This is a genomic window from Cloacibacterium normanense (assembly GCF_003860565.1).
Taxonomy (GTDB): Bacteria; Bacteroidota; Bacteroidia; order Flavobacteriales; family Weeksellaceae; genus Cloacibacterium; species Cloacibacterium normanense.
The window spans coordinates 1,991,032-2,014,241 of record NZ_CP034157.1; the positions used below are offsets into that span (position 1 = coordinate 1,991,032).

General features: G+C 33.1%; 19 protein-coding genes. 8 read left to right on the top strand and 11 right to left on the bottom strand.

The window, feature by feature from the left end; translation table 11 throughout:
- Positions 1–4: 4 nt before the first annotated feature.
- The 8 genes from EB819_RS09110 to folE all read right to left on the bottom strand — a co-directional run bounded on the left by EB819_RS09110 (position 5) and on the right by folE (position 12,172).
- Positions 5–1,930 (bottom strand): DUF3858 domain-containing protein, encoded by a 1,926-nt coding sequence (locus EB819_RS09110; protein ID WP_069800780.1) that lies wholly within the window; start codon positions 1,928–1,930, stop codon positions 5–7.
- Positions 1,931–1,932: 2 nt separating this feature from the next.
- Positions 1,933–3,819, bottom strand: coding sequence for a DUF3858 domain-containing protein (locus EB819_RS09115; RefSeq protein ID WP_069800778.1), 1,887 nt, complete (start codon positions 3,817–3,819; stop codon positions 1,933–1,935).
- 151 nt (positions 3,820–3,970) lie between these two features.
- Complete coding sequence (locus EB819_RS09120; protein WP_124878743.1) at positions 3,971–4,435, bottom strand: DUF4890 domain-containing protein; 465 nt, start codon at positions 4,433–4,435, stop codon at positions 3,971–3,973.
- A gap of 89 nt (positions 4,436–4,524) precedes the next feature.
- Positions 4,525–5,505: a glycosyltransferase family protein gene (locus EB819_RS09125; RefSeq protein ID WP_069800776.1), complete on the bottom strand. Its 981-nt coding sequence runs from the start codon at positions 5,503–5,505 to the stop codon at positions 4,525–4,527.
- A 259-nt stretch (positions 5,506–5,764) separates the two neighbouring features.
- Positions 5,765–6,694, bottom strand: coding sequence for a hypothetical protein (locus tag EB819_RS09130; RefSeq protein WP_069800775.1), 930 nt, complete (start codon positions 6,692–6,694; stop codon positions 5,765–5,767).
- Positions 6,695–6,904: 210 nt separating this feature from the next.
- A complete protein-coding gene (locus EB819_RS09135; protein WP_069800773.1) occupies positions 6,905–9,556 on the bottom strand; it encodes a 4-alpha-glucanotransferase in 2,652 nt (883 codons plus the stop codon).
- A 312-nt stretch (positions 9,557–9,868) separates the two neighbouring features.
- A complete protein-coding gene (gene cysS, locus EB819_RS09140; RefSeq protein ID WP_069800771.1) occupies positions 9,869–11,356 on the bottom strand; it encodes a cysteine--tRNA ligase in 1,488 nt (495 codons plus the stop codon).
- A gap of 150 nt (positions 11,357–11,506) precedes the next feature.
- Positions 11,507–12,172: a GTP cyclohydrolase I FolE gene (gene folE / locus EB819_RS09145; protein ID WP_069800769.1), complete on the bottom strand. Its 666-nt coding sequence runs from the start codon at positions 12,170–12,172 to the stop codon at positions 11,507–11,509.
- Between the two features lie 171 nt (positions 12,173–12,343).
- Here folE and EB819_RS09150 point away from each other — a divergent pair, with 171 nt between their 5' ends.
- Genes EB819_RS09150 through pyk form a run of 5 tightly spaced genes read left to right on the top strand, consistent with a single transcriptional unit; the run spans position 12,344 to position 16,483 of the window.
- Positions 12,344–12,583 carry an acyl carrier protein gene (locus EB819_RS09150; protein ID WP_069800766.1) on the top strand — a complete coding sequence of 80 codons (240 nt, stop codon included), beginning with the start codon at positions 12,344–12,346 and terminating at the stop codon, positions 12,581–12,583.
- A gap of 26 nt (positions 12,584–12,609) precedes the next feature.
- Positions 12,610–13,857 (top strand): beta-ketoacyl-ACP synthase II, encoded by a 1,248-nt coding sequence (gene fabF, locus EB819_RS09155; protein WP_069800764.1) that lies wholly within the window; start codon positions 12,610–12,612, stop codon positions 13,855–13,857.
- Entirely contained in the window at positions 13,857–14,624 is a 768-nt protein-coding gene (gene rnc / locus EB819_RS09160; RefSeq protein ID WP_069800762.1) for a ribonuclease III, read from the top strand. Before fabF ends, rnc begins: the two co-directional genes overlap by 1 nt.
- Entirely contained in the window at positions 14,596–15,054 is a 459-nt protein-coding gene (locus EB819_RS09165) for an IPExxxVDY family protein (protein ID WP_083250206.1), read from the top strand. The genes rnc and EB819_RS09165 overlap by 29 nt, the downstream gene beginning before the upstream one ends.
- Complete coding sequence (gene pyk / locus EB819_RS09170; RefSeq protein WP_069800760.1) at positions 15,047–16,483, top strand: pyruvate kinase; 1,437 nt, start codon at positions 15,047–15,049, stop codon at positions 16,481–16,483. Before EB819_RS09165 ends, pyk begins: the two co-directional genes overlap by 8 nt.
- A gap of 44 nt (positions 16,484–16,527) precedes the next feature.
- Here pyk and EB819_RS09175 read toward each other — a convergent pair whose 3' ends face one another.
- The 3 genes from EB819_RS09175 to hutI all read right to left on the bottom strand — a co-directional run bounded on the left by EB819_RS09175 (position 16,528) and on the right by hutI (position 20,262).
- Complete coding sequence (locus tag EB819_RS09175; protein ID WP_069800758.1) at positions 16,528–17,823, bottom strand: NAD-dependent succinate-semialdehyde dehydrogenase; 1,296 nt, start codon at positions 17,821–17,823, stop codon at positions 16,528–16,530.
- Positions 17,824–18,096: 273 nt separating this feature from the next.
- Positions 18,097–19,020, bottom strand: coding sequence for a formimidoylglutamase (gene hutG / locus EB819_RS09180; RefSeq protein ID WP_069800756.1), 924 nt, complete (start codon positions 19,018–19,020; stop codon positions 18,097–18,099).
- 6 nt (positions 19,021–19,026) lie between these two features.
- Positions 19,027–20,262, bottom strand: coding sequence for an imidazolonepropionase (hutI, locus tag EB819_RS09185; RefSeq protein WP_069800812.1), 1,236 nt, complete (start codon positions 20,260–20,262; stop codon positions 19,027–19,029).
- Positions 20,263–20,536: 274 nt separating this feature from the next.
- On the opposite strand from hutI, the gene ruvB reads away from it, so the two are divergent.
- The 3 genes from ruvB to coaE all read left to right on the top strand — a co-directional run bounded on the left by ruvB (position 20,537) and on the right by coaE (position 23,148).
- The gene (gene ruvB, locus EB819_RS09190; protein ID WP_069800754.1) at positions 20,537–21,559 is read left to right on the top strand and encodes a Holliday junction branch migration DNA helicase RuvB; all 1,023 of its coding nucleotides are present in this window, start codon (positions 20,537–20,539) and stop codon (positions 21,557–21,559) included.
- Positions 21,560–21,642: 83 nt separating this feature from the next.
- Complete coding sequence (locus EB819_RS09195; protein ID WP_069800752.1) at positions 21,643–22,509, top strand: MBL fold metallo-hydrolase; 867 nt, start codon at positions 21,643–21,645, stop codon at positions 22,507–22,509.
- Positions 22,510–22,527: 18 nt separating this feature from the next.
- On the top strand, positions 22,528–23,148 hold the full coding sequence (gene coaE, locus EB819_RS09200; RefSeq protein WP_069800750.1) for a dephospho-CoA kinase: 621 nt from the start codon (positions 22,528–22,530) through the stop codon (positions 23,146–23,148).
- Positions 23,149–23,210: the final 62 nt, after the last annotated feature.

Here is a 23,210-nt window from a genome sequence, read left to right on the forward strand (position 1 = left end):
TTGTTTATTTTTTTACCAATGTTACCAGCTGACCTTCGAGTTGTGTAATGGCATCAAAAATCTGCTTAAATGCAGGGTAATATTCTTTAGGAAAATTATCCGAGTCTATTTTAACTGAGGTTTCTACAGTGATTTTGTTCCCTTCAGTGCTCACTAGATAAGAATAAACAATCCCTTCATCTTCGGTTTTGAATTTCTTAGACTTCGGAAGATTTTCAAATTTATAGTTATCTGGAATAGTGATGGTTACTTTTTTTACCGTTTCATAAGGAGAAAGAAACTCTATAGGATATTTTCTTTCTTCGGTTTGATTAAATTCGTGGTTTTGGCGGTATAAAAATAGCAGTGGATTGAAAATTAATTTACCCCCAACTCCATCTACAAAACCGTCTGTATTGAAATCAAAACTGGTCTGAAACTCATTATCATTTACTACTTCTGATTTATAATTATTAAAATTAAAGGTGTATCTTTCTTTGTACTTTTTCTCGTAGTCTTGTTTATTGTCTACATATTCATCATAGGCAAGAATCGCAAAAGTTTTAGTATCTCTATCTTTAAAGTTGCCTTCAAAAGTAGTATCTTCATTCAGTTTAGCATCTACATTAAGATAAGTTTTACTTTCGATGAAATTATTAATTTGTAGAATTTCCGCTTTTTTATCTTTTAACAGAATAGCGTTATAGTTATAAGCTCTTGGTGGCAATAGATTAGGCAAAGAAAATTTAGAAGTTGCATCAAACAAATAGTAATTACCATTATCTTCTAAACAAGCTACTACATAATTAGGAGCACCAATTGTAGGAAATGCAATATTCAAAATTCCTCTATTTACAGTATTCATAATCATTGGACTTACATTAAGCCCAGCTTCTCTCATCAGCATAATTAAATAAAGATTAATCTCTGCACTATTTCCTATTTTAGAATCTATTAAGCTTTTTATACCATCTCCTGTAAATAACCCAACATTTCCGTCCCACGTATAAGTTGATTGCACAAATTTCAGAATTTTATTGGCTTTTTCTTTTGGCAAAGTCATGCTTAAAATATCTTGTGAAAGAACATTTCTTGCCAAAGATTTTTTACTTAATTGTCCACCAAAATCATCATACTCTTTTAATTTATCTCTCACATCATCCCAAGTTGTAGCGTAAGATTTAAATGTATTATTAAAATTAGTAGAATTCAATTCTGGCCTTACACTGGTAATATAATTTCTTTCATTTTTCATGAAATTTTCGGCTTTAAAAGGCGGTACATTTTCAAAACCTAGTCTCAAACTGTAGTAATCTTGACCATACATCATTTGAGCTTGATCTTCTTTATATTTTGGCATTAATCCTCCTTGAAAATTATAATTGTAGCCAAAAAACTTAGGAAAATCAAAAACATATTCTTCATAAATAACGGGAATATCAAACTCTAAGTAAGTTTTGTCTAACAATTGTAGAAAAGGCGTATTTACTTGATATTGATATTCTATAATAGAACCATCTTTTACATTAGGAAATGTAAATTTCTGGATGAATTGATTTTTTTGTTCCTTAGACTTAAATTTTGCATCTTTTTCTACTTTAGAAGTAATGACTTTATCATTGTCTAAGTTATATGTTACCGCTTTCAGTCCAGAAACATATTCTTTTTCTCCATTTCCTTCATATAAAGGTATTTCTACATCTAAATACTGAGAAGATTTTTCTTTATTGTAAATTTTAATTCTTTTAAAGACTTTAGTTTCTAATTGTCCATTAATAATCAAATTACTAATAGAGCTGTATAAAATTTCTGCGGGAGCATCTTCTTTGATAGTAGATTTTGTTTTAGAAAGTTCATTTTTATTGAACTCTGGATATTTCATAAACTTGTGCTGCGAAAACACAAACACAGAAATAGAGAATAAAAAAACAGTAAAAATTTTAGTCTTCATGGTTATATTTTAGTTAAAAGAATTTTAGTATTATCTAGGTTATTGGTTTTTTTTCTGAATTCTATATATTCTTTAAATTTTTCTTTAGGATAAATATTTTTCAGAATCGTAATTTTTCGTTGAGTAACCAATTTGCCATTTTCCATAGAAAATTGGAGAGAATAGCTGCCAAACTCTGAATTTAACTGTACAGATTTTGGAACTTCTGCTAACTTATATCCTTCTGGAATTTCTAGGGAAAAATTGTAAGTATCTTGATAAGAAAAATAGACTTCTAATGGTAATTTTCTGTCTTCATGACTGGTCGTTTGCATAAGATCTAAGAACGGCATTACTCTTAAAATGATGTCGTTTCCTAATTTTTTAGAATAATTTTTCGCTTGCAACTTCACTTCATAATTTATCAGCGCTTCATCTCTATTATTAGTCACATTATTAGCCTCCAGATTTTCCATATTAAGGTAATAAAATCTTTCTTTAAGCGCTTCCTTTACCTCATCTTTGTTTAAGGAAGTAAGTGGCATCTGGAAATCATATTGCGCCCCAGAAAATCTAAATTTAGCATCCACATTTATGCTATTATCTGGATTTAGTTGAACCGCAGCATTTAGAATTTCACTGCTTTCTTCTGGTTTATATGTAGGCGTATTGATTAACTTAATTTCGTTCTCAGAAATGGCCATCACATTTCTATCTAAAGAAGTATAATTCAAATGATTAAAAGCAATTTCTTGTGAAGTATTTTCTAACCAAATGTTTCCTTTTTCTGTAGGAACCATTAGAATAGCATGATTTCCAAACATTTTTGGAAAATCTTCAGAAAATTTTATCGGAGAACGATCATCTGTGATAATACAGTAATAAGATTTAATTCCTGCAGCTTGTAATAAGGTTCTCATGTAATTGGTTAATGCTTTACAATCACCATAACCTTTTTTTCTAACATCTTCTACCAACATAGGTTTCCAACCACCAATTCCTATTGCTACCAAAACATATCTGGTTTTGCTCTGCATGTATTGGAAAAGTTTTTTCACCTTATCATGTGTACTTCCTGTAAGATTAAGTGCTGCAACTTCTGCTTGAAGCGCAGGTGTAATTTCTGAAACAGGGTTGATTAGATTTTGGTAATACCAATTCCCAAATTCATTCCACTGAGTAAGGTTTCCTTTTTTCCCTTCTAAGGAAAATTGATCTAACGAAAACTCTGCTTTTGGTAAAAAATCTATTAAACTAGGTGAGCGTGGTTCATCTTCTACTGCTGGAACATTAGAAAAACTGTAAAAATATTTTTGCCCATTTTCTGTAAATGAAATTTTCGCGAAATCTGCTTCATGAACCTTTGTTCTTAATCTGATTCCAGATTTATTATTAATCGCTAAACTCGTTTTTTCTGTAGAAATATTATAGCCATCGATTGGGAAAAAATCTGGCATAAATACTGTATTTCTTGTCTCTGTGGTATAAGAATACTGTATAGAATACGGATAAGAAATTGACATGTAATTTAGAAACAAAATTCTACTATCATCATAAAAAGAAAAACTAGGACTATGACTAGCATCTATAAAATCGCTTTTAGAGTATTTCTTAATTACTTTTCCGTTTTGGTCTAAAATAGACACTTTTATATTGCTTACCGAAACACTTTTATCATAAGGAATACGAATACTCGAAAAATTTTCACCAGATTTATTCAGTATGGTAATGGTTTTATTGTAAGTCTGCACCATATTATCTATGGCATTAATATCAATAGTAGTTTCATCATTTCTTACTACAGCATTGGCTTTATGAAGTAAATTTTCTGGAATCGCAGAAACCGCATAATTTTGAGAAAACAAGAAAGCACTGAAAACAAGAAAGATAAAAGATAAAAGCTTGTTCATAAAATGGTTTTGATAGTTTTTGCTAAATTTATAAAAAAACTTTTATTAAACAAACCTTTAAGAACTTGATAAAAATCACAAAAAAAGCGAGAAAGAATTTTCTCGCTGTGTGAATTAAAAATTAAAATAAAAAGTTTATGAAGTTTGTGTTTTATTGAGGAGTATTTTGTGATTTCATTCCGCCTTGTTTCCCTCCTTTTCTCATGGCTTTATTTTTCCATGCGTCTCTTTGTTTCTGCATGTTTTCTAATCTTTGTTTTTGCCATTTATCATATTGTTCAGGCGAAAGGATTTTTTTCATTTCTGCATCATGAGCATCTCTTTTCGCTTGCATTTCTTGTTGTCTTTGCTTTCTCATTTCTTCCATTTTTGCTCTATTCGCTTCTCTTTCTGCATTATTTTTTTCTTGCAAAGCTTTTATTTGTTCCACTTGCTTTTTAGAAAGATTAAGTTCTGTGGTCATCTTTTCTAAATGAGCTTGTTGTCTTTCTTTCGCTTTCTGAACCATTTCGGCTTTTTTAGCTTCTCTTTGTTCTGGCGTAAGTTTTTGTCTCTCTTGTCCGAACATGAATACTGCACCAAAAATGGCTGCACTTAAAATCATTTTCTTTGTCATTTTTTTGTAATTATTTGGTTAATTATCTTTTTGATGACAAAACCTTACCAAGGTTAAATGCTGAAAAGCTAAAATTTTGTTAAAAAAACTTAACTGTATTTTTCAATAAGGTTTTTAATGACTTCTTCTGTTTCATCAGGAAAATTGACTTGAATGGGTTCTGCATTTTTGAGCCAATGATTTAATTTTTGGTCAAATTCTTTTTCACTCCAAATCACAGTTGCTCCTATTTTTTCGGCAGCCAAAGCATTGCATTGCTGTTCATACTGATGAAACATAGGCACACACAGAAGTTTTTTGCCCAAGAATAAAGCTTCTGCAGGACCTTCAAAACCGCCACCCGTTAATAATCCTTCGGATTTTGCTAAAGATTGATTAAATTTTTCATTATTCACCTTATAGACTTCTACATTTTCTTGAGAATAATCTTCGCGAGTATGTTTAGAAAAAACTTGAAACTTTTGGCCTGGATGTTTTGACAATTTTTTCAAAATAAATTCATCTGAATACGCAGGAAGATAAACCGTGTAATGTCCTAAATTTTCTGGTTTTAAATTCCTTATTTCCGAACGAATCACAGGAGTCCTGATAAAATCATCATATCGCTCGAAATGAAAACCCACTTTATCAGTAGCTGGAGCATAATTTTTGAGAATGATTTCACCCAAATGAATTCCAGAAATAATAGGCGTTTTAGGAGACAAAAATGCTGATTGATGACTCAGCGCAACCGATTTTTTCCCTCTCAGTTTACAAGCCCAAGCGGTAATAGGTTCAAAATCATTAATCACCAAATCATAATCTTTCACAGGGAGATTTCTAATATCTTTTATTAATTGTGAAAAATCTGCTTTTCGGAAACTGCCTCTATAATCTATTCCACCCTTGGTTCCGAAATCAAACCCGAAACCTTTGAACTGATATTTTATTTCTTCATCTAGATTTACATCGGCTTGAGTTCCACTGATGAGAATATCTAGTTCGCCATATTTTTTAAGAATGGGAATAATTTCTCTAGCTCTGGAAACATGTCCGTTTCCTGTTCCTTGAATCGCATATAAAATTTTCATAACTACGAAGTTAGAACAAAAATTTTCTCAAAACTCAAGTTTAAATAAATTTAATGTTAAATAAAAAAAGCGAAACTAAAGTTCCGCTTTTGTGTGAATGTAAAAAATTAATTTGATATGAAGAATTACTTCTCTTATTTAACATAATCAAATCTCGTGCCTAAAAATTGGTTTATGTTTTTTATCATAAAAAATGAGGAACAATAGAATCGTTCCTCAATTAAAAAATCAAAATATTGGTATGTAAAGTATGATGTTTCTATCTAAATCCGCCACCTCTATTTCCGTTTCCGTTACCATTTCCTCTTCCATTTCCTGAAGAACGATTTTCTGAAGCCTTGTTTTCTTGGCCTTGATTTCTAAAACCACCGCTTCTTACTGCGTCATTTCCTCTGTTTTGGTTTTCACTTCTTTGAGGATAAACGCTTCTGAAGCCTTCATTTCTAGATGGTTGTTGATTTTGGTTCCCGTAGTTTCTGTCATTATCATTTCTAGAATCTGAACTTCTAAAACCTCCATTATCTCTAGGTCTTTCCTCAGATGAACCTGATCTAAAACCTGAATTTTCTCTAGATTTCTCGAAGTTTCTATTATCATTATACGCTCTATCATTATTTCTGAAACCTCCTGTTCTGTAAGCATCATTTTTAAATGTTCTTACATCTACATTTCTATATCTAGGAGTCACATAAACCGTTGGTCTATAATGTTTTACTCTATAATTTTGATAATAAACAATCGGATTATAGTTTCGATAATATCTTTGATAATACACTACGTAAATTCTAGGACCTAAAATTCTTTCTAATGCAATAAATCTGTCATAATACCATCTGTTAGGATTATATCTGTAATATCTGTGCCAGTTTCCGTAATTAGAGAAACGTGAGTTCAAAATTCTTATTTCTCTTATTTGATAAGGAGAAAGCCTGAATTCTACGAAAAATCTGTCCCAATTGATGCTGATAATCGTGTTCCTGTAATCATTATAATATCCTCTATATAAATCATTGGTGTAATAATCATTAGGATATTCATAATAATATTCGTCTGGATAATTGTAATCATCATAATAATATTCATAGCCATAATTGTTGCCATAATCATCATTAGGATAATATTGTGCGTATGAAATTCCTATAACTGATAACGCAGAAACGAGGAATAATTTTGTGAATATAGATTTCATCTTCTTAGTTATTTAAGGTTCTATTATGCATTATTAAAAATACGTGCCAAACTTTCTATTTTTTTGATAACGATAGGTTGTATCTTTTTAAAAATGTAGAATTTAAGCCATATTTACTAACTAAGAATTTGATGTAGAAAAATAAAAAAAGTTAAAATCTAAACTCGATTTTAACTTTTTTATTGTGTAACTAAGGAATTTTAATCTTAATTATTGTCTGTTTGATTCACTTACAAACTGTGCAATTTTATCATTAAAATGTTCTTTTTGTAATAAATCTTCTAGTGCAATATGCATTCTGTATCTCCAATAATGAGGGAAAACCGCTGGATTATTGATTCTCTCGTCATCTGCATAAGGATTTACAATTTCATAATCTGTAGCAAAATACTCTTGAATTGGGAAAATCGCTAACATCGCTTGAGAATGCAAATGCTGTTTCATAATAATCTCTGCCAATTCTGGAAGAAGTTCCGAAGGCGCAGTTCCGTATTGATTAAGCTGATTATTATAATAATTTTGTGTAAGTTCTCTGTTTTCTTTCCACCATTGTCTTAATGTAGAACTGTCGTGAGAAGAAGCTGTAACTACATTCATATAACCTGCATTTTGAGGATTATAATATGGAACATCTTCTTTTGGCGAACGCTGAACTTTTAATGCTGTAATTCCTAAAGCATCCATCACACCAGGAACACAATCTGGAACCAAACCTAAATCTTCGCCACAAATTAACATATCTGTTGCAGAAAGCAACATAGGTAATTTTTCCATGGCTTTTTCATGCCAAAGTCCGTCTTGTCTTCTGAAGAAATAATCGATATACAATTCATGTAATGCATTCTTTTCCCAATCAGAAAGATGTTGATAGGAAGACGTTTTTTGAATATTAAATCTTGGGTGATAAACAATGTCTTCGCCATTATTTTCGGTTAAGAATAACACATTCGCGGCAAGTGAAATCAGTTTTTCTTCCATCCAATCTCTAGGATGTGTTTTAAAATAATCTACTAATTTTCTTTGCGAATCATATTCTGGTTTGAAATGATACACTCCATTTTCTTGATACAAGAAATGTTCTGCAATCGCCTCTTTTTCGTAACCGAAATTATCCCAAAGAATTTGGTCATTGATAAAAGGTCTGCAATATCTATCATAATTAAATGGAATATGTCTTGCCGAAAACTCTTGCAAAGTCACAGGAACCGCAGGATAAAAATACCCTAAAATCCCTTGTGTAGCAGTCATTGGCATTCTCCAAATTCTGAAAAATCCTAGAATATGGTCTATTCTCATCGCATCAAAATAGCGCGCAATTACGTTAAAGCGTTTTTTCCACCAATCGTAATTGTTTTCTTTCATTACTTCCCAATTATACGTTGGGAATTCCCAGTTTTGACCTAAATCAGAGAATTCATCAGGTGGTGCTCCTGCTTGAAAATCCATCCCGAAAAGTTCTGGCTCTGTCCACGCATCAGCAGAAAATCTGTAAATACCGATTGGCAAATCTCCTTTCAGAGAAATTCCCAAACCGTGAGTATAATCTACAGCGTCTTTTAACTGCAAATGCAATTGATATTGCACCCAAGAATGAAGCATTACGCCTTCAAATTCGGCATGTTTTGCATCAAAAAATTGAGAAATTTTTCCTGCAACGTATTTTTTATGCGTTTTCCAATTATTGAAATTCGGAGTGTTATTTTTGTCTCTTAAAACACAAAAAGCAGCATAAGGTTTCAGCCAATCTGCATTTTCTTTCAAGAATTTTAAGAAATCTTTGTCTTTAAGAATTTCAGATTTATTTTCTTCAAAAACAGCTTTGATGAATTTCCATTTTCCTGAAATCATTTGTTCATAATCCACAAACTTTTCAGCATTTAATTCATCTTTTTTGTGCTTATATTCTACTTTTAAATCTTCTGGAATTGAAAATTGCAGATTCTCTAAACTCAAATACTGTGGATGCAATGCATACACCGAAATCGCAGCATAAGGATAAGAATCCGTCCAACTGTAATTAGCGGTAGTATCATTAATTGGTAAAATCTGAATGATAGAAAGATTGGTTTTATGTGCCCAATCTGCTAATTTTTTAATATCTGCAAACTCACCAACTCCAAAACCGTTTTCGCTTCTTAAACTGAAAACAGGAATGGCAACTCCCGCTGCTTTGTACAATTGTTCGGCATTAAATCTGAAATAATGATCTGCGTGAACTTGCAAAACTTCTGCATATTGATTCGGGAAAGCCAATCTGTTTTCGCCGTATTCTACTGCAATAAATTCACCTTTTTTCTCGTCGAAAATCCCGTATTTATACTGTACAAATTCTTTATGTTTTTTTAAATCTACTGCCAATTCCCAAACGCCAACAGATGTTTGAGCCATTTTTGGAGCATCAGCATAATTCCAGTTACCCAAAGCTTCATTATTTCCTAGAATCACAACCTTCCAATCAGGCGAATACAGCGGAGCTTCTATTCTGAAATGATGCGTATGTTTCTTAAGAATGGCAACTTTCTCTGCTTTGAAATCTCCTAGTTTGTTTTGAAGAATCTTATTATTGAGATAGTTTTCTGGGAAATTTTTATTGTTCCAGACATCGTAAATATTATACTCTTGAAAATTATTCACAAAATTCAATCGATGATGGCAAATCTCCTCATTAATGATTTGATTATTAGCATCTAGAACCAAATATTTGTATTCTATAGATTTAGAGAAAAAATCGATTTCGCCCTTCCAATTTCTATTATCAGAGAAATGAAGGTCATGTGTTTTCACATTTTTCCCTTCAGAAACTTGAATGGCTAACCTCTGCCCAAACTCAGTTCCATAATTAATAGTGAAATATAATTTCATTTTTTTCGTTTTTCAAATCACGAATTTACAAAAATATATATGCTTTAGAAAAAATTAATTATATGATTTTTAATTTGTTTCTGATAATTTATGCCTTTAAACAAAGGGATTTAATGTCTCTTGATGATATAATAATGTTTAGTAAAGTATCTAAAAATTCAAGGTATTTTAAAAAATTTTATTCTACTGAAAATTTATGATTTTTAATAAAAAGAATTCCCAATTTACAATCAGGAGTCTATTTTCAAGAAAACAAAAAACCCTTTCTATATTTGGAATACAAAAAGGGTATATTATAAAAATTTGATTTTTTTAATTTAAAACGTAAGAAGTTCCTTCTCTTCCGTCTTTCAATTCTATGCCTTGCTCTAATAACTTATCGCGAATTTGGTCTGAAAGTTCAAAATTTTTGGCCTTTCTAGCTTGATTTCTCAACTCAATTAAGACTTGCAACGTTTGGTCTAGTTTGGCGTTGTTATTTTCTTCGATATTTTGAAGTCCTAAAACATCAAAAACAAAAGCGTTCATCAATGTTTTTAATTCTTCCAAATCTTCAGTAGAAATGGTTTCTTTTCCGTCTTTTAATTTGAAAATAAAACTTACCGCTTCAAAAAGATGAGAAATTAAAATTGGTGAATTGAAATCGTCATTCAAAGCATCATAGCATTTTTCTTTCCATAAATTTAGATTAAAATCACTTTCTGCTTTCTGCTTTCCGCTTTCTGCCGATTGCTGATTGCCGATTGCTGATAGCGTTTTCAAAGATTCCATCAAACGTTGGAAACCTTTTTCCGAAGCGAGCATTGCTTCATTTGAAATATCAAGAACGCTTCTGTAATGCGCTTGTAAAAAATTAAAACGAACTACAGTTGGATGAAATGGTTTTTCAAAAAAATCATTTTCACCAGAAATTAATTGCTGCGGTAGAATGTAATTTCCTGTAGATTTACTCATTCTTTGTCCGTTCATGGTCAGCATATTGGCGTGCATCCAATATTTCACTGGCGAAACGCCGTTGCAACCTTTTCCTTGTGCAATTTCGCATTCGTGGTGCGGAAATTTAAGATCCATTCCACCTCCGTGAATATCAAATTGTTCTCCTAAATATTTGGTACTCATTGCAGTACATTCTAGATGCCAACCTGGGAAACCTTCTCCCCAAGGTGAAATCCATTTCATAATGTGTTCTGGTGATGCTTTTTTCCAAAGGGCAAAATCTTGTGGATTTTTCTTTTCGTTTTGTCCGTCTAAATCACGAGTATTGGCAAAAAGTTCGTCGATATTTCTTTTGGAAAGTTCACCATAATTTCCTCCTTTTTCGTTGTAAGTTCTTACATCGAAATACACAGAACCATTACTTTCATAAGCCAAACCTTTTTCAATTAAATCTTTAGTTAATTCAATTTGTTCGATGATATGTCCAGTTGCAGTAGGCTCAATCGTTGGAGGCAAAAGATTAAATTTTTCTAAAACTTTATGAAAATCTACGGTATATTTTTGCACAATTTCCATAGGTTCTAGTTTTTCGAGGCGAGATTGCTTCACGAAACGGTCGTTATTTACATCTCCATCATCAGTAAGATGACCAGCATCTGTAATATTTCTAACGTAACGAACATCATAACCCAAATGTTTCAAACTTCTATAAATGAAGTCGAAATTCATAAAAGTTCTCACATTTCCTAAGTGCACGTTGCTGTAAACGGTAGGTCCACAAACGTACATTCCTACTTTGTTACCGTTAATAGGTGTGAAAATTTCTTTTTCCGCATAAAGCGAATTGTATATTTTAAGTTGCATTGAATTTTTATTTAATGATTGATAGATTTAAAAAATTGAAGAATTAAGATTTTATTTTATAAAAATCATCAACAACAAATAATTGTAGTTGTAAAAATCTGGTGTGATATTTTTTTAAATCTGGTCATTATACTATTTTAGATAAATTATTTAATCCAACTTCGCATGACTTCCTACGTAATGTAAGAATTCTTGTCTGGTAATAGGATTGGTTCTAAAAATTCCGCTTAATTCTGCGGTAATGGTAGAACTTGCGGTGTCTTTTATTCCTCTACAATTTACGCAAAGATGTTTTGCATCGATAATACAAGCTACATCTTTCGTTCCAAGAGCTTCTTTCAGAGCGTCAACAATTTGCATAGTCAAACGTTCCTGAACTTGCGGACGTTTTGCGTAATAATCTACAATTCTATTGATTTTAGAAAGCCCGATTACTTCTCCGTTTGAAATATACGCAACGTGCGCTTTGCCAATAATCGGTAAAAAATGATGCTCACAGAAAGAATACACCGTGATATCTTTCTCTACAAGCATTTGTCTATACTTATATTTATTGCTGAAAGTAGAAATCCCTGGTTTGTTTTCTGGCAAAAGTCCACCAAAAATTTCGTTCACATACATCTTAGCAACACGTTTTGGTGAATCTTTCAGGGAATCATCGGTCATATCAAGACCCAAAGTGTGCATAATCTCTGCAAACTTTTCTTCTATAATTTTTATTTTTTCTTCTGGTGTCTTTACGAAAGCATCCTCACGAAGCGGAGTATGGTCTTTGCCTGTAAAAACATCATCATCGTTTTCAAAAAAGTTACTCATAGTCTGAAATAATGTCACAAAATTAAGAATTAATCTCTAATTCGTATTACTAAAATATTATTAGACTGATTTACAATAATTTAAATTCAAAATATATGAAAAAAATTTGTATTGGCACAGAATTTTATATATTTGCACTTGAATTAACAAAAATTTTTAAAACAAATTGCTATGTCAGACATTACATCAAGAGTAAAAGCTATCATCGCAGATAAGCTAGACGTGGAAGAAACAGAAGTAACTCCTGAAGCAAGCTTCACTAATGATTTAGGTGCAGATTCTTTAGATACTGTAGAATTAATTATGGAATTTGAAAAAGAATTCAACATTCAGATTCCTGATGATCAGGCAGAAAAAATCACTACTGTAGGTCACGCAATCGCTTATATTGAAGAAGTTATCAAACAATAATTTTTATTACAAAAATTAACAAAACTATGGAATTGAAGAGAGTTGTAGTAACAGGATTTGGTGCAATTACACCAATTGGTAATAATGCTCAAGAGTATTGGGAAAACCTTGTAAAAGGTGTAAGTGGCGCTGCTCCTATCACTCTCTTCGATTCTACTAACTTCAAAACAAAATTTGCTTGTGAGGTTAAAAACTTCAATCCTTTAGATCATTTCGAGAAAAAGGAAGCAAAAAAAATGGACCGAAACACTCAACTCGGTGTGGTGGCAGCTCGTGAAGCTGTATCACATTCTAGAATTATCGAAGATCAAGTAGATAAAAACAGAGTGGGTGTAATCTGGGGCTCAGGAATTGGAGGTTTAGAAACTTTCGAAACCGAAGTTCTAGGCTGGGCAAAATCTGAAGGAATACCTAGATTTAATCCATTCTTCATTCCAAAAATGATTGCGGATATTACTCCGGGTCACATTTCTATGGAATACGGTTTTCACGGACCTAATTACACTACAGTTTCAGCGTGTGCATCTTCTGCAAATGCTTTGATAGATGCTAAGATGCTTCTTCAATTAGGAAAAGCAGACGTAATAGTATGTGGAGGTTCAGAAGCTGCTGTTACCGCATCTGGAATGGGAGGATTTAATTCTATGATGGCTCTTTCTACAAGAAATGATGATTATAAAACTGCTTCTAGACCTTTTGACAAAGACAGAGATGGATTTGTGTTAGGAGAAGGTGCAGGTTGTATCATCCTTGAAGAATATGAACATGCTAAAAAACGTGGTGCTACCATTTATGCAGAACTTGCAGGTGGTGGTTTAAGTGCAGATGCATATCATATGACAGCACCTCATCCAGAAGGATTAGGCGCTTATTTAGTGATGAAAAATTGTTTAGAAGACGCTGGTGTAACTCCAGATGAAGTAGACCACATCAATATGCATGGTACCTCTACTCCATTAGGAGACATTGCAGAATCTAATGCAATTGCCAGACTATTAGGCGAGCATGCATTTGATATTCAAATAAACTCTACTAAATCTATGACTGGTCACCTTCTTGGTGCAGCTGGTGTAATAGAAGCTATAGCAGCGTTAGGAACTATTTTACATGGTATTGTTCCTCCTACTATTAACCATTTTACTGATGACGAAAACATTGACAGCAGATTAGATTTTACATTTAACCACGCTGTAAAAAAAGATGTAAAAATTGCCATGAGTAATACCTTTGGTTTCGGAGGTCACAATGCTTGCGTTCTATTCAAGAAATTATAATGGGCTTAAAAAATTCATTACAAAAATTTCTACTTAAAAGACCTTTCAAAAAAAAGACTGAAAAAGAAAAGCTACTTTCTGCCAGAGTTAGTAAAATAATTGGGCAGAATGTAAAAAATCTTGATTACTATCATGAAGCTTTTTCATTAAAAATTCCTAATAAAACTACAGGAGCTAAAAACTACGAAAGATTAGAATTTTTAGGAGATGCAGTCTTAGGAAGCATCATTTCTTGCTACCTTTATAAAAATTATCCTGTTGCCAATGAAGGATTTCTTACCCAAATGAAATCAAAAATTGTCAATCGAAAAAACCTTAACTCTCTAGGCGAAAAACTGAAGCTTAGAGATTTTATTCAAAATGGTGGAAATGGTAATTTAGGTGAAAACATTTCGGGGAATCTCTTCGAAGCCTTTATTGGTGCGCTTTATTTAGACACCAATTATGAAACTTGCGAAAAAATTGTTTTAGAAAAATTGTTTACCGATAAACATATCGAAAAACTAGAAAACAAAATCGTAAGCTACAAAGGATTATTGCTAGAATGGAGCCAAAAGAAAAAGGTGACGATAAAGTATGAAATCACCGAAGAAACTTTGCCCAATAAGAACCTTCTATTTAAGAGTTGCATCTACTTAAATAATGTAAAAATATCTTCTGCCACAGAAACTTCTAAGAAAAAAGCAGAAGAAAAAGCAGCACAAAGAGCGTTTTACTCCTTAAATAAAAAAGAACACATTGTTGAAAAGCAAAAAAATATTTCTTGACCTAGAAGATGATGAACCAATGGACATTGGTTTACTTAGATTGGCTAAAAAATTACCCGATCACGAAATATTTTTCGAAATTAACAAAATAAATCCCTTCCAATTCGTAAGAACAGACGACTTAAAAATAAAACAGTTTTGTTTTACAAAATTCGAAGGATATCACAAAGAAACCAAAAATTGCTATTCTATAGTATCTAACAAATCAGCACCATTACGAAAAAAAACAGACAACGAACTCTTTGCACAGACTGAAGAAATAAAATTTCTGATGCCCAAAAATAAAGATGTAGACTACATTATTTATGCAAAGGATAGTTTTAAAGATTTTTCACTAATTTTGCTGCCAGAAAACATCATGTTTCAAATACAAGATTTTTCTTTACAACCCAATAGCGAACTATACAAGCTAATTAATTATTATGAATAAGAGAGCGAAAAAAACCAAAGTAATCGCAACATTAGGACCTGCTTCTTCTACGAAAGAAATCATGCTAGAACTGGTAAAAGCTGGAGCCGATGTTTTTAGAATAAATTTTTCTCATGCCGATTACGAACTGGTTAAGAGAAATGTAAACATTATTAGAGAAATCAATCAAGAATACGGTTATAACATCTCTATTTTAGGAGATTTACAAGGTCCTAAATTAAGAGTAGGTGTGGTAAAAGAAGGTTCTTTCCTTAATCCAGGAGACGTACTTACCTTTACCAATGAGCCTTGCGAAGGAGATTCAACCAAAGTATTCATGACGTATGAAAAATTCCCACAAGACGTAAAAGTTGGTGAAAGAATCCTTATTGACGATGGAAAATTAGTTTTCGAAGTCATCGAAACCAACCAAAAAGATACGGTAAAAGCAAAAACAATTCAAGGTGGACCATTGAGCTCTAAAAAAGGAGTGAATTTACCAAACACCAATGTTTCTCTTCCTGCTTTGACAGAAAAAGACATCGAAGATGCTAAATTCATGATTGAAAATGAGTTTGACTGGATTGCACTTTCATTCGTTCGTCATGCTCAAGACATTATTGATTTAAAGAAATTAATTGAAGCGCATTCTGATTTCAAAATTCCAATTATTGCAAAAATTGAAAAACCAGAAGGGGTAAAAAATATTGACGAAATTCTTCTAGAATGTGACGGATTAATGGTTGCACGTGGAGATTTAGGAGTAGAAGTTCCAATGGAAGAAGTTCCTGTCATTCAGAAAAAATTAGTAGACAAAGCCAGATATTACTCTAAACCAGTAATTATCGCTACGCAAATGATGGAAACCATGATTAGTAGCCTTACTCCAACTAGAGCTGAGGTAAATGACGTGGCAAACAACGTGTTAGACGGTGCTGATGCAGTAATGCTTTCTGGTGAAACTTCTGTAGGAAAATATCCAGTAGATGTGGTTAAAAACATCACAAAGATTATTAAGAATATAGAATCTACCAATCTTTACGAAAAGAAAAATGATATTATAGAAAAAATAACTTGTGTAGACGATCGTTTCGTAACAGATATGGTTTGTCTTAACGCAGTTAAAATTGCAGAAACTACTGGTGCAGCAGCCATTATTACGCTTACTCACTCTGGTTACACTGCTTTCCAAATTTCTGCACACAGACCTACTTCTAGAATTATTGTATACAGTTCAAACAGAAGAGTTCTTACCATGCTAAACCTTTTATGGGGAGTAAGAGCATTCTACTATGACATGAACAAATCTACTGACGAAACGGTAATCCAAGTGAACATGTTGACTCATCATTATGGCTATGTAGAAAAAGGAGATTTCGTAGTAAATCTCAATGCAATGCCAGTTTATGAAGGTGGAAAAACCAATACACTCAGATTAACCAATATATAAAATGAAAGCTCCAAAAATTGGAGCTTTTTTATTTTTTAAAATTTCTAAAATTTACCGATAATGGTTTTGGGAGCGGTAAATTCTTTGAGTGCATACATAGACAATTCTACTCCATATCCAGAATTTTTTCTTCCGCCAAAAGGCAATCTTACATCTGAACGAAAAATTTGATTAATTGCTACACTTCCGCTTTCTAAATTCTCTGCAAAAAACAAAGCTCGTTCTTTATTTGAGGTGAAAACGGCGTTTCCTAATCCAAACATCGTATTATTGGCAATTTGTAAAGCTTCTTCATCATTTTTTACTTTAAAAACCATTGCTAATGGACCAAATAATTCTTCCTGAGCAATAGGATTTTCTGGATTCATTTCTAAAACCCCTGGTTTAAAAGCCATACTTCCTACAGATTCTAATGCTACAATAGCTTTCGCTCCGTTGTTAAGCGCTTTTTGATATTGTTTTTCTAAATCTGAAGCCAAATCTTCTCTCGCCATTAATCCTAACTTCGTTTCTTTATTCATAGGATTTTCTGGTTGGTATTTTTTATACTCTTCTGTGAATTTTTCTACAAAATCTTGATATATTTTCTCGTGAATGATAAATCTTTTTCCAGCCACACAAGTCTGTCCGTTATTTTGCAATCTTGCTTGTGCACCATCTTTTGCTGCTTTAGAAACATCTGCATCTTCACAAACGATAAAAGCATCACTCCCGCCTAATTCCAAAACACATTTTTTTAAATTTTTCCCTGCAGTTTCGGCAATTTTTCTTCCTGCAGCTTCACTACCTGTAAGAGAAACGCCACTAATAATAGGATGAGCAATCATTTCTTCTACTTCGGTGTGAGAAACTTTTAAAAAGGTAAAAACGCCTTTTGGAAAACCTGCTTTCTCGAAAATTTCTTGCATGGTTTCACCTGATTTTTCACAAATAGAAGCATGTTTTAGCACGATTACATTTCCTGCTAAAATGGTAGGAACTGCAAATCTTATCGCTTGCCAAAAGGGAAAATTCCATGGCATAACGCCCAAAATAACGCCCAAAGGTTCGTGATGGATTTCGGAAATTTGAAATTCTGTTTCTAATTGTTCTGTTTTCAGTATATTTTCTGCGGTAGCATAATAATCACATAACGCTGCGCATTTTTCTATTTCTGATACCGATTGCGCAATCGGTTTATTCATTTCTTGGGTAATGATTGTCGCAAACTCTTGCTTTCTATCATTCAGAATTTCAAATAGTTGAGTAAAATATTTTTGTATTTCTTCAAACGGAATTTTTCTCCATTTTTGGAAAGCGTCTTGAGAATTTTGTAAGGTATTTTGAAGGAATTGTTCCATAATTTTTGATTAAAAAAAGTGTACAAAGATACTGTACTAAAGCCTAAACGTGATTTTGCCAAAGATAAAAATTTTAAATGCTTATCATTTAAAAAAGTGAAAATAAAACCGAAACAAATTTCTAGCCCTGATTGCAGTGGAAATCCTTTTTGTTGGCTTAGCTTGTCGAAGCCATAAAAAAGATTGTAACGAAAAGCAGGACTGAAAGTGAAAAAAAACAGAAAACGTGTTGCTCCTAAAAATTTTAATTATTGGACAAATCACGATTTGTCCCTACGAAATCATAAACCACTCATTTACCAAACTGGCAGCCAATCTGGCGGTTCTCTCGGCAATATCAAACTCTGGATTTACCTCCGCAACATCTAGCGCAACCAATTTTTCTGACTTCAAAATATGTCTGTAAAAATGCAGAAAAGTAGCATCTGCAAAGATTCCGTTGTACGCAGCAGCCGAAACTCCGGGCGCAATAGACGCGTTGAAAACATCCATACAAATGGTGAGATACAATTGGTCTACCGAAAGAATTAGTTCATCTATTTGCTGATAGATTTTAGGAAGATTTTCGAAGAAAATTTCGTCTGCCAAAATATATTTCATGCCGAATTGATGGGCAGTATCGAACAATTTGAGTGTATTAGAATTTTTTTGAATTCCGATGTGCAATGAATGGATTTTTCCTTCTTGGGCAATTTGCCAAAAACCCGTTCCAGAGCTTGCTCCTACTCCATTTTCGGGTTCTCGGTTATCAAAATGTGCATCGAGATTGATGATTCCAATTTTTTGGTTGGGAAATGCTCTTTTGATACCAGAATAATGCGCAAAAGTCACTTCGTGGCCGCCTCCTAAAACAATTGATTTTCCATTCTTTTGCAGAATTTTAGAAACTTTTTCAGCAAGATTTTCTTGAGTATTTTCTAAATTTCGGTCTTCGCTAGTGATATTTCCAAAATCTAATAATTTAAAATCTGGAGAAACTACAGGGAAATTGCTCATGTTTTTTCGGATGATATCTGGAGCTTTGGCAGCGCCAATTCTTCCTTTGTTTCTTCTAACGCCTTCATCTACCGCAAAACCATGCAAAACGAAATTATTCGGTGAAATATTTTCATAGTTCTCCACTATTTCTACTCGTTGAAATATTCTGTGATGAAGCGGTGAATCTCCATCGTTTCTACCTTGCCAAATGTTGTCCATTTTTAATTAAATTTTTTCTCCATCAATATACACTTCACTCGCCACCAAACTTCCTTGGTTGTATAAGATATTCTGAAAATTATCAGTTTCATAAACTACGAAATCTGCCTTCATTCCTTTTTTCAGAATTCCTCTATCAGTCAAATTTAATGCTTTTGCAGCACGAAAAGCAATTCCAGCCAAAACTTCGGCAGTACTTAACTTCTGAAAAGTGGCTAAAATGGAAGCTTGGGTAATGAGATTTCCCATCGGTGCTGAACCGGGATTCCAATCACTTGCAATGGCAAGAATTCCGTTTTTATCTAAAATTTTTCTTGCTGGTGTAAAAGGTTCTCCCAAACCTAAACTCGCACCCGGAAGTGCCACTGCAACGGTTTCTGAATTGGCTAAATATTGTATATCTTCATCAATTGTGGCTTCTAAATGGTCAGCTGAAACTGCGTCAACTTCCACTGCAATTCGGGAACTTCCTGCGGTGAATTGGTCTGCGTGAACGGTGATTTCAAAACCTAATTCTTTTGCTTTTTCTAAAAATTTTCGGCTTTCTTCTGGTTGAAAAGCAGATTTTTCGATGAAAATATCTACTCTTTTCGCTAAATTTTCTTCTTTTACTTTTGGTAGAATTTCATCTACAATATATTGTAAGTATTCTTCATTACTCCCTTCAAAATCTCTTGGTTTTAAATGGGCAGAAAGACAAGTTGGGACTAAAGTTGCTTTGGTTTTAGTTTGTGCCTGTTGAATCACACGAAGCATTTTCAGTTCACTTTCTACATTCAATCCGTAACCAGATTTGATTTCAATAGTCGTAATTCCCAATGAAATTAATCGATTGATTCTTTCTAGAAGCTTTTCTAAAAGTTCTTTTTCTGAAGCATTTCTGGTATGCTTAACCGAACTCCAAATTCCACCACCTTTTTCTGCAATTTCTAGATAAGTTTTCCCTGCATTACGCATCGCAAAATCATTGGCTCTGTTTCCTCCAAAACAAATATGCGTGTGACAATCTACAAAAGCGGGAAGAACAACCGAGTTGGAGAATTGGGAAGTTGTAGAATTAGACACTTCGACTCCGCTCAGTGTGACAAGCTCCTCAAAATCACCAACTTCCTCAATTAAATTATCATTATTGATTAAAATTCCGCCGTTTTCGATAATTTCTAATTGTTCATCAGAGAGTTTTCCTCGAAGTGGAAGATTATTGAGTGTAAGAATTTGTTTGAAAGGACCGATTAGTTTCATAATTGTAAAAATAAACAATTTGTTCTTTTGTCTTGATACAAAAGAAGCAAAAATTGCCTCCTTTATGTCGGCGAATACTATTTCAAGACTTGAATTCTCGGCTAAAAATTTCAAAATAATTCTAAAATCCCTGAAACTCGCTCCACCACAAACCCAACAATGCTCAAACAGCAGGAATTTTTTAACGAATTATTTCAAAATTTTCTTAACGCCTCCGAATTCTATGTCGTAAATTGAGTAAAAAAGAATAAATTTGAAGATATAATTTTCACTGATGCCAGATTTTTTACACGCAGATAAAGAAAATTTCTCTGATGAGGAATTAATGCAGGAAGAACAGATTCGTCCACAAAGTTTTAAGGATTTTGCGGGACAAAGAAAAACGTTGGATAATTTAGAGGTTTTCGTGGCGGCTGCTAAAAATAGAGGTGGCGCTTTAGACCACGTACTTTTACACGGACCTCCAGGATTGGGAAAAACAACTTTGGCCCATATTATTGCCAATGAACTGGGCGTAAATTGTAAAATTACTTCGGGGCCAGTTTTAGATAAACCAGGAAGTTTAGCTGGACTTTTGACAAATTTGGAAGAAAACGATGTGCTTTTCATTGATGAAATTCACCGACTTTCGCCTGTGGTGGAAGAATATTTGTATTCTGCCATGGAAGATTATAAAATCGACATTATGCTAGAAACAGGTCCTAATGCTCGTTCTGTGCAAATTGGATTAAATCCTTTTACTTTAGTTGGCGCAACTACACGTTCTGGAATGCTTACCAAACCCATGTTAGCAAGATTCGGGATTCAATCTCGATTAGAATATTATACGGTAGAACTTTTGGGGATGATTATCGAGAGAAGTGCAAGAGTTTTGGGTGTTCCGATTTATGAAGATGCTGCGTTGGAAATTGCAAGAAGAAGCCGTGGAACGCCGAGAATTGCCAATGCATTGTTACGCAGAGTTCGAGATTTTGCAGAAATTAAAGGAAACGGTGAAATTGAAATTGGGATTACAAAATTTGCTTTGAATTCTTTGAATGTTGATGAATATGGATTGGATGACATGGACAATAAAATTATGCGCGTAATGATAGAAAATTTCAAAGGAAAACCAGTTGGGATTTCTGCTTTGGCCACTTCTATTGGCGAAAATCCTGAAACTTTGGAAGAAGTTTACGAACCGTTTTTGATTCAGGAAGGATTTATCATCAGAACTCCAAGAGGAAGAGAAGTAACGGAAAAAGCTTATAAACATTTAGGAATTTCGAGACCGAAAAACCCGGGAGAGCTTTTTTAGGTTGAGGCAAAGAATTAGGTTAATAAAATGAAAATTATAAACTATCAGAAAATTAATTAAATTAGCACAAAATCACACTTTATATGAAACTCTATCCTATACAATGCGGAAATTTTAAATTAGATGGCGGTGCTATGTTTGGCGTCGTCCCGAAATCTCTTTGGGAACGTACTAATCCTGCAGATTCTAAAAATTTAATCGAACTCGGAACTCGTTCTCTTTTGGTGGAAGATGGCAAAAAACTCATCTTAATTGATTGTGGTTTAGGAAATAAGCAAGATGAGAAGTTTTTCGGGCATTATTCGCTTTATGGAGACGAATCTTTAGACAAAAATTTAAAAAAATTCGGGTTTGTAAGAGAAGATATTACCGATGTTTTTTTAACACACCTTCACTTTGACCATTGTGGTGGCGCAATTGAATGGAATGATGACAAATCAGGTTACAGACCTGCTTTTAAAAACGCACAATTCTGGACCAACGAAAATCATTGGCAATGGGCAACTGAACCCAATCCAAGAGAAAAAGCAAGTTTCTTGAAAGAAAACATTTTGCCAATGCAAGAAAGCGGACAATTGCAATTTCTGCCTACTCCAAAAACAGGAAATTATGGTTTCGCACCAGATTTGAAAATGGATGTTATATTTGTAGATGGACACACCGAAAAACAAATGCTTCCTGTGATTCAATATCAAGAAAAAACAATTGTTTTTGCAGCAGATCTCATTCCAACAGCGGGACATATTCCGCAAGTTTATGTGATGGGATATGATACGAGACCGCTTCTTACCATGGAAGAAAAAGGAAAATTTCTGAAACAATGTGTAGAGAATGAATATTTACTGTTCTTCGAACACGATGCTCACAATGAATTGGCAAGTCTGAAAATGACTGAAAAAGGCGTGAAGCTAGATGAAACGTTCAGTTTTAACGAAGTTTTTGGGTATTAATTTGCGGGAAGTTAGAAGATGGAAGCTGGAAGTTTACATACTGGAAAAAAAATCATCGGAATTACAGGCGGAATTGGAAGTGGAAAATCTACGGTTTCTAAATTTATAGAAGAGTTGGGATTTCCTGTATATGATTCTGATTTTTGGGCTAAAGAATTGGTGAATGTAGACGAAAATCTAAAGTCTAGAATTATAGAACTTCTTGGCGAAGAATCTTATGATGAAAACGGAAAATACAACCGAAAATTTGTAGCTGAAAAGGTTTTTGACCATCAAGAATTGCTTTTACAACTCAACCAAATCATTCATCCTGCGGTGAAAATTAATTTTGAAAATTGGGTAAATGCTCAAACCGCTGAATTTGTTTTCAAAGAAACGGCTTTGCTTTTTGAATTAAAACTGAATGAAAGTTGTTATCAATCTATTTTGGTTACTGCTGATGAAAACATCAGAATAAAAAGAGTGATGGATAGAGACGGCAGAACGTATAGAGAAGTAAAAGAAATCATCGATAAACAAATGCCTGAAACTGACAAAGTAAAATTAGCGGATTTTGTGATTCAAAATAATACTGATTTAGAGTCTTTAAAGGAATTTACTCATCAAGTTATAGACGACTTGCAACGAATGGATTTGTAAATTCTAATTTACTAAAAATAAAAAAACCTTGAGACGAACTCAAGGTTTTCTTTTTTATATCA

Coding starts and splice junctions, on each gene's coding strand:
- EB819_RS09110 (WP_069800780.1), bottom strand. CDS start 1,930: ATGAAGACTAAAATTTTTACTGTTTTTTTATTCTCTATTTCTGTGTTT.
- EB819_RS09115 (WP_069800778.1), bottom strand. CDS start 3,819: ATGAACAAGCTTTTATCTTTTATCTTTCTTGTTTTCAGTGCTTTCTTG.
- EB819_RS09120 (WP_124878743.1), bottom strand. CDS start 4,435: ATGACAAAGAAAATGATTTTAAGTGCAGCCATTTTTGGTGCAGTATTC.
- EB819_RS09125 (WP_069800776.1), bottom strand. CDS start 5,505: ATGAAAATTTTATATGCGATTCAAGGAACAGGAAACGGACATGTTTCC.
- EB819_RS09130 (WP_069800775.1), bottom strand. CDS start 6,694: ATGAAATCTATATTCACAAAATTATTCCTCGTTTCTGCGTTATCAGTT.
- EB819_RS09135 (WP_069800773.1), bottom strand. CDS start 9,556: ATGAAATTATATTTCACTATTAATTATGGAACTGAGTTTGGGCAGAGG.
- cysS (WP_069800771.1), bottom strand. CDS start 11,356: ATGCAACTTAAAATATACAATTCGCTTTATGCGGAAAAAGAAATTTTC.
- folE (WP_069800769.1), bottom strand. CDS start 12,172: ATGAGTAACTTTTTTGAAAACGATGATGATGTTTTTACAGGCAAAGAC.
- EB819_RS09150 (WP_069800766.1), top strand. CDS start 12,344: ATGTCAGACATTACATCAAGAGTAAAAGCTATCATCGCAGATAAGCTA.
- fabF (WP_069800764.1), top strand. CDS start 12,610: ATGGAATTGAAGAGAGTTGTAGTAACAGGATTTGGTGCAATTACACCA.
- rnc (WP_069800762.1), top strand. CDS start 13,857: ATGGGCTTAAAAAATTCATTACAAAAATTTCTACTTAAAAGACCTTTC.
- pyk (WP_069800760.1), top strand. CDS start 15,047: ATGAATAAGAGAGCGAAAAAAACCAAAGTAATCGCAACATTAGGACCT.
- EB819_RS09175 (WP_069800758.1), bottom strand. CDS start 17,823: ATGGAACAATTCCTTCAAAATACCTTACAAAATTCTCAAGACGCTTTC.
- hutG (WP_069800756.1), bottom strand. CDS start 19,020: ATGGACAACATTTGGCAAGGTAGAAACGATGGAGATTCACCGCTTCAT.
- hutI (WP_069800812.1), bottom strand. CDS start 20,262: ATGAAACTAATCGGTCCTTTCAAACAAATTCTTACACTCAATAATCTT.
- ruvB (WP_069800754.1), top strand. CDS start 20,537: ATGCCAGATTTTTTACACGCAGATAAAGAAAATTTCTCTGATGAGGAA.
- EB819_RS09195 (WP_069800752.1), top strand. CDS start 21,643: ATGAAACTCTATCCTATACAATGCGGAAATTTTAAATTAGATGGCGGT.
- coaE (WP_069800750.1), top strand. CDS start 22,528: ATGGAAGCTGGAAGTTTACATACTGGAAAAAAAATCATCGGAATTACA.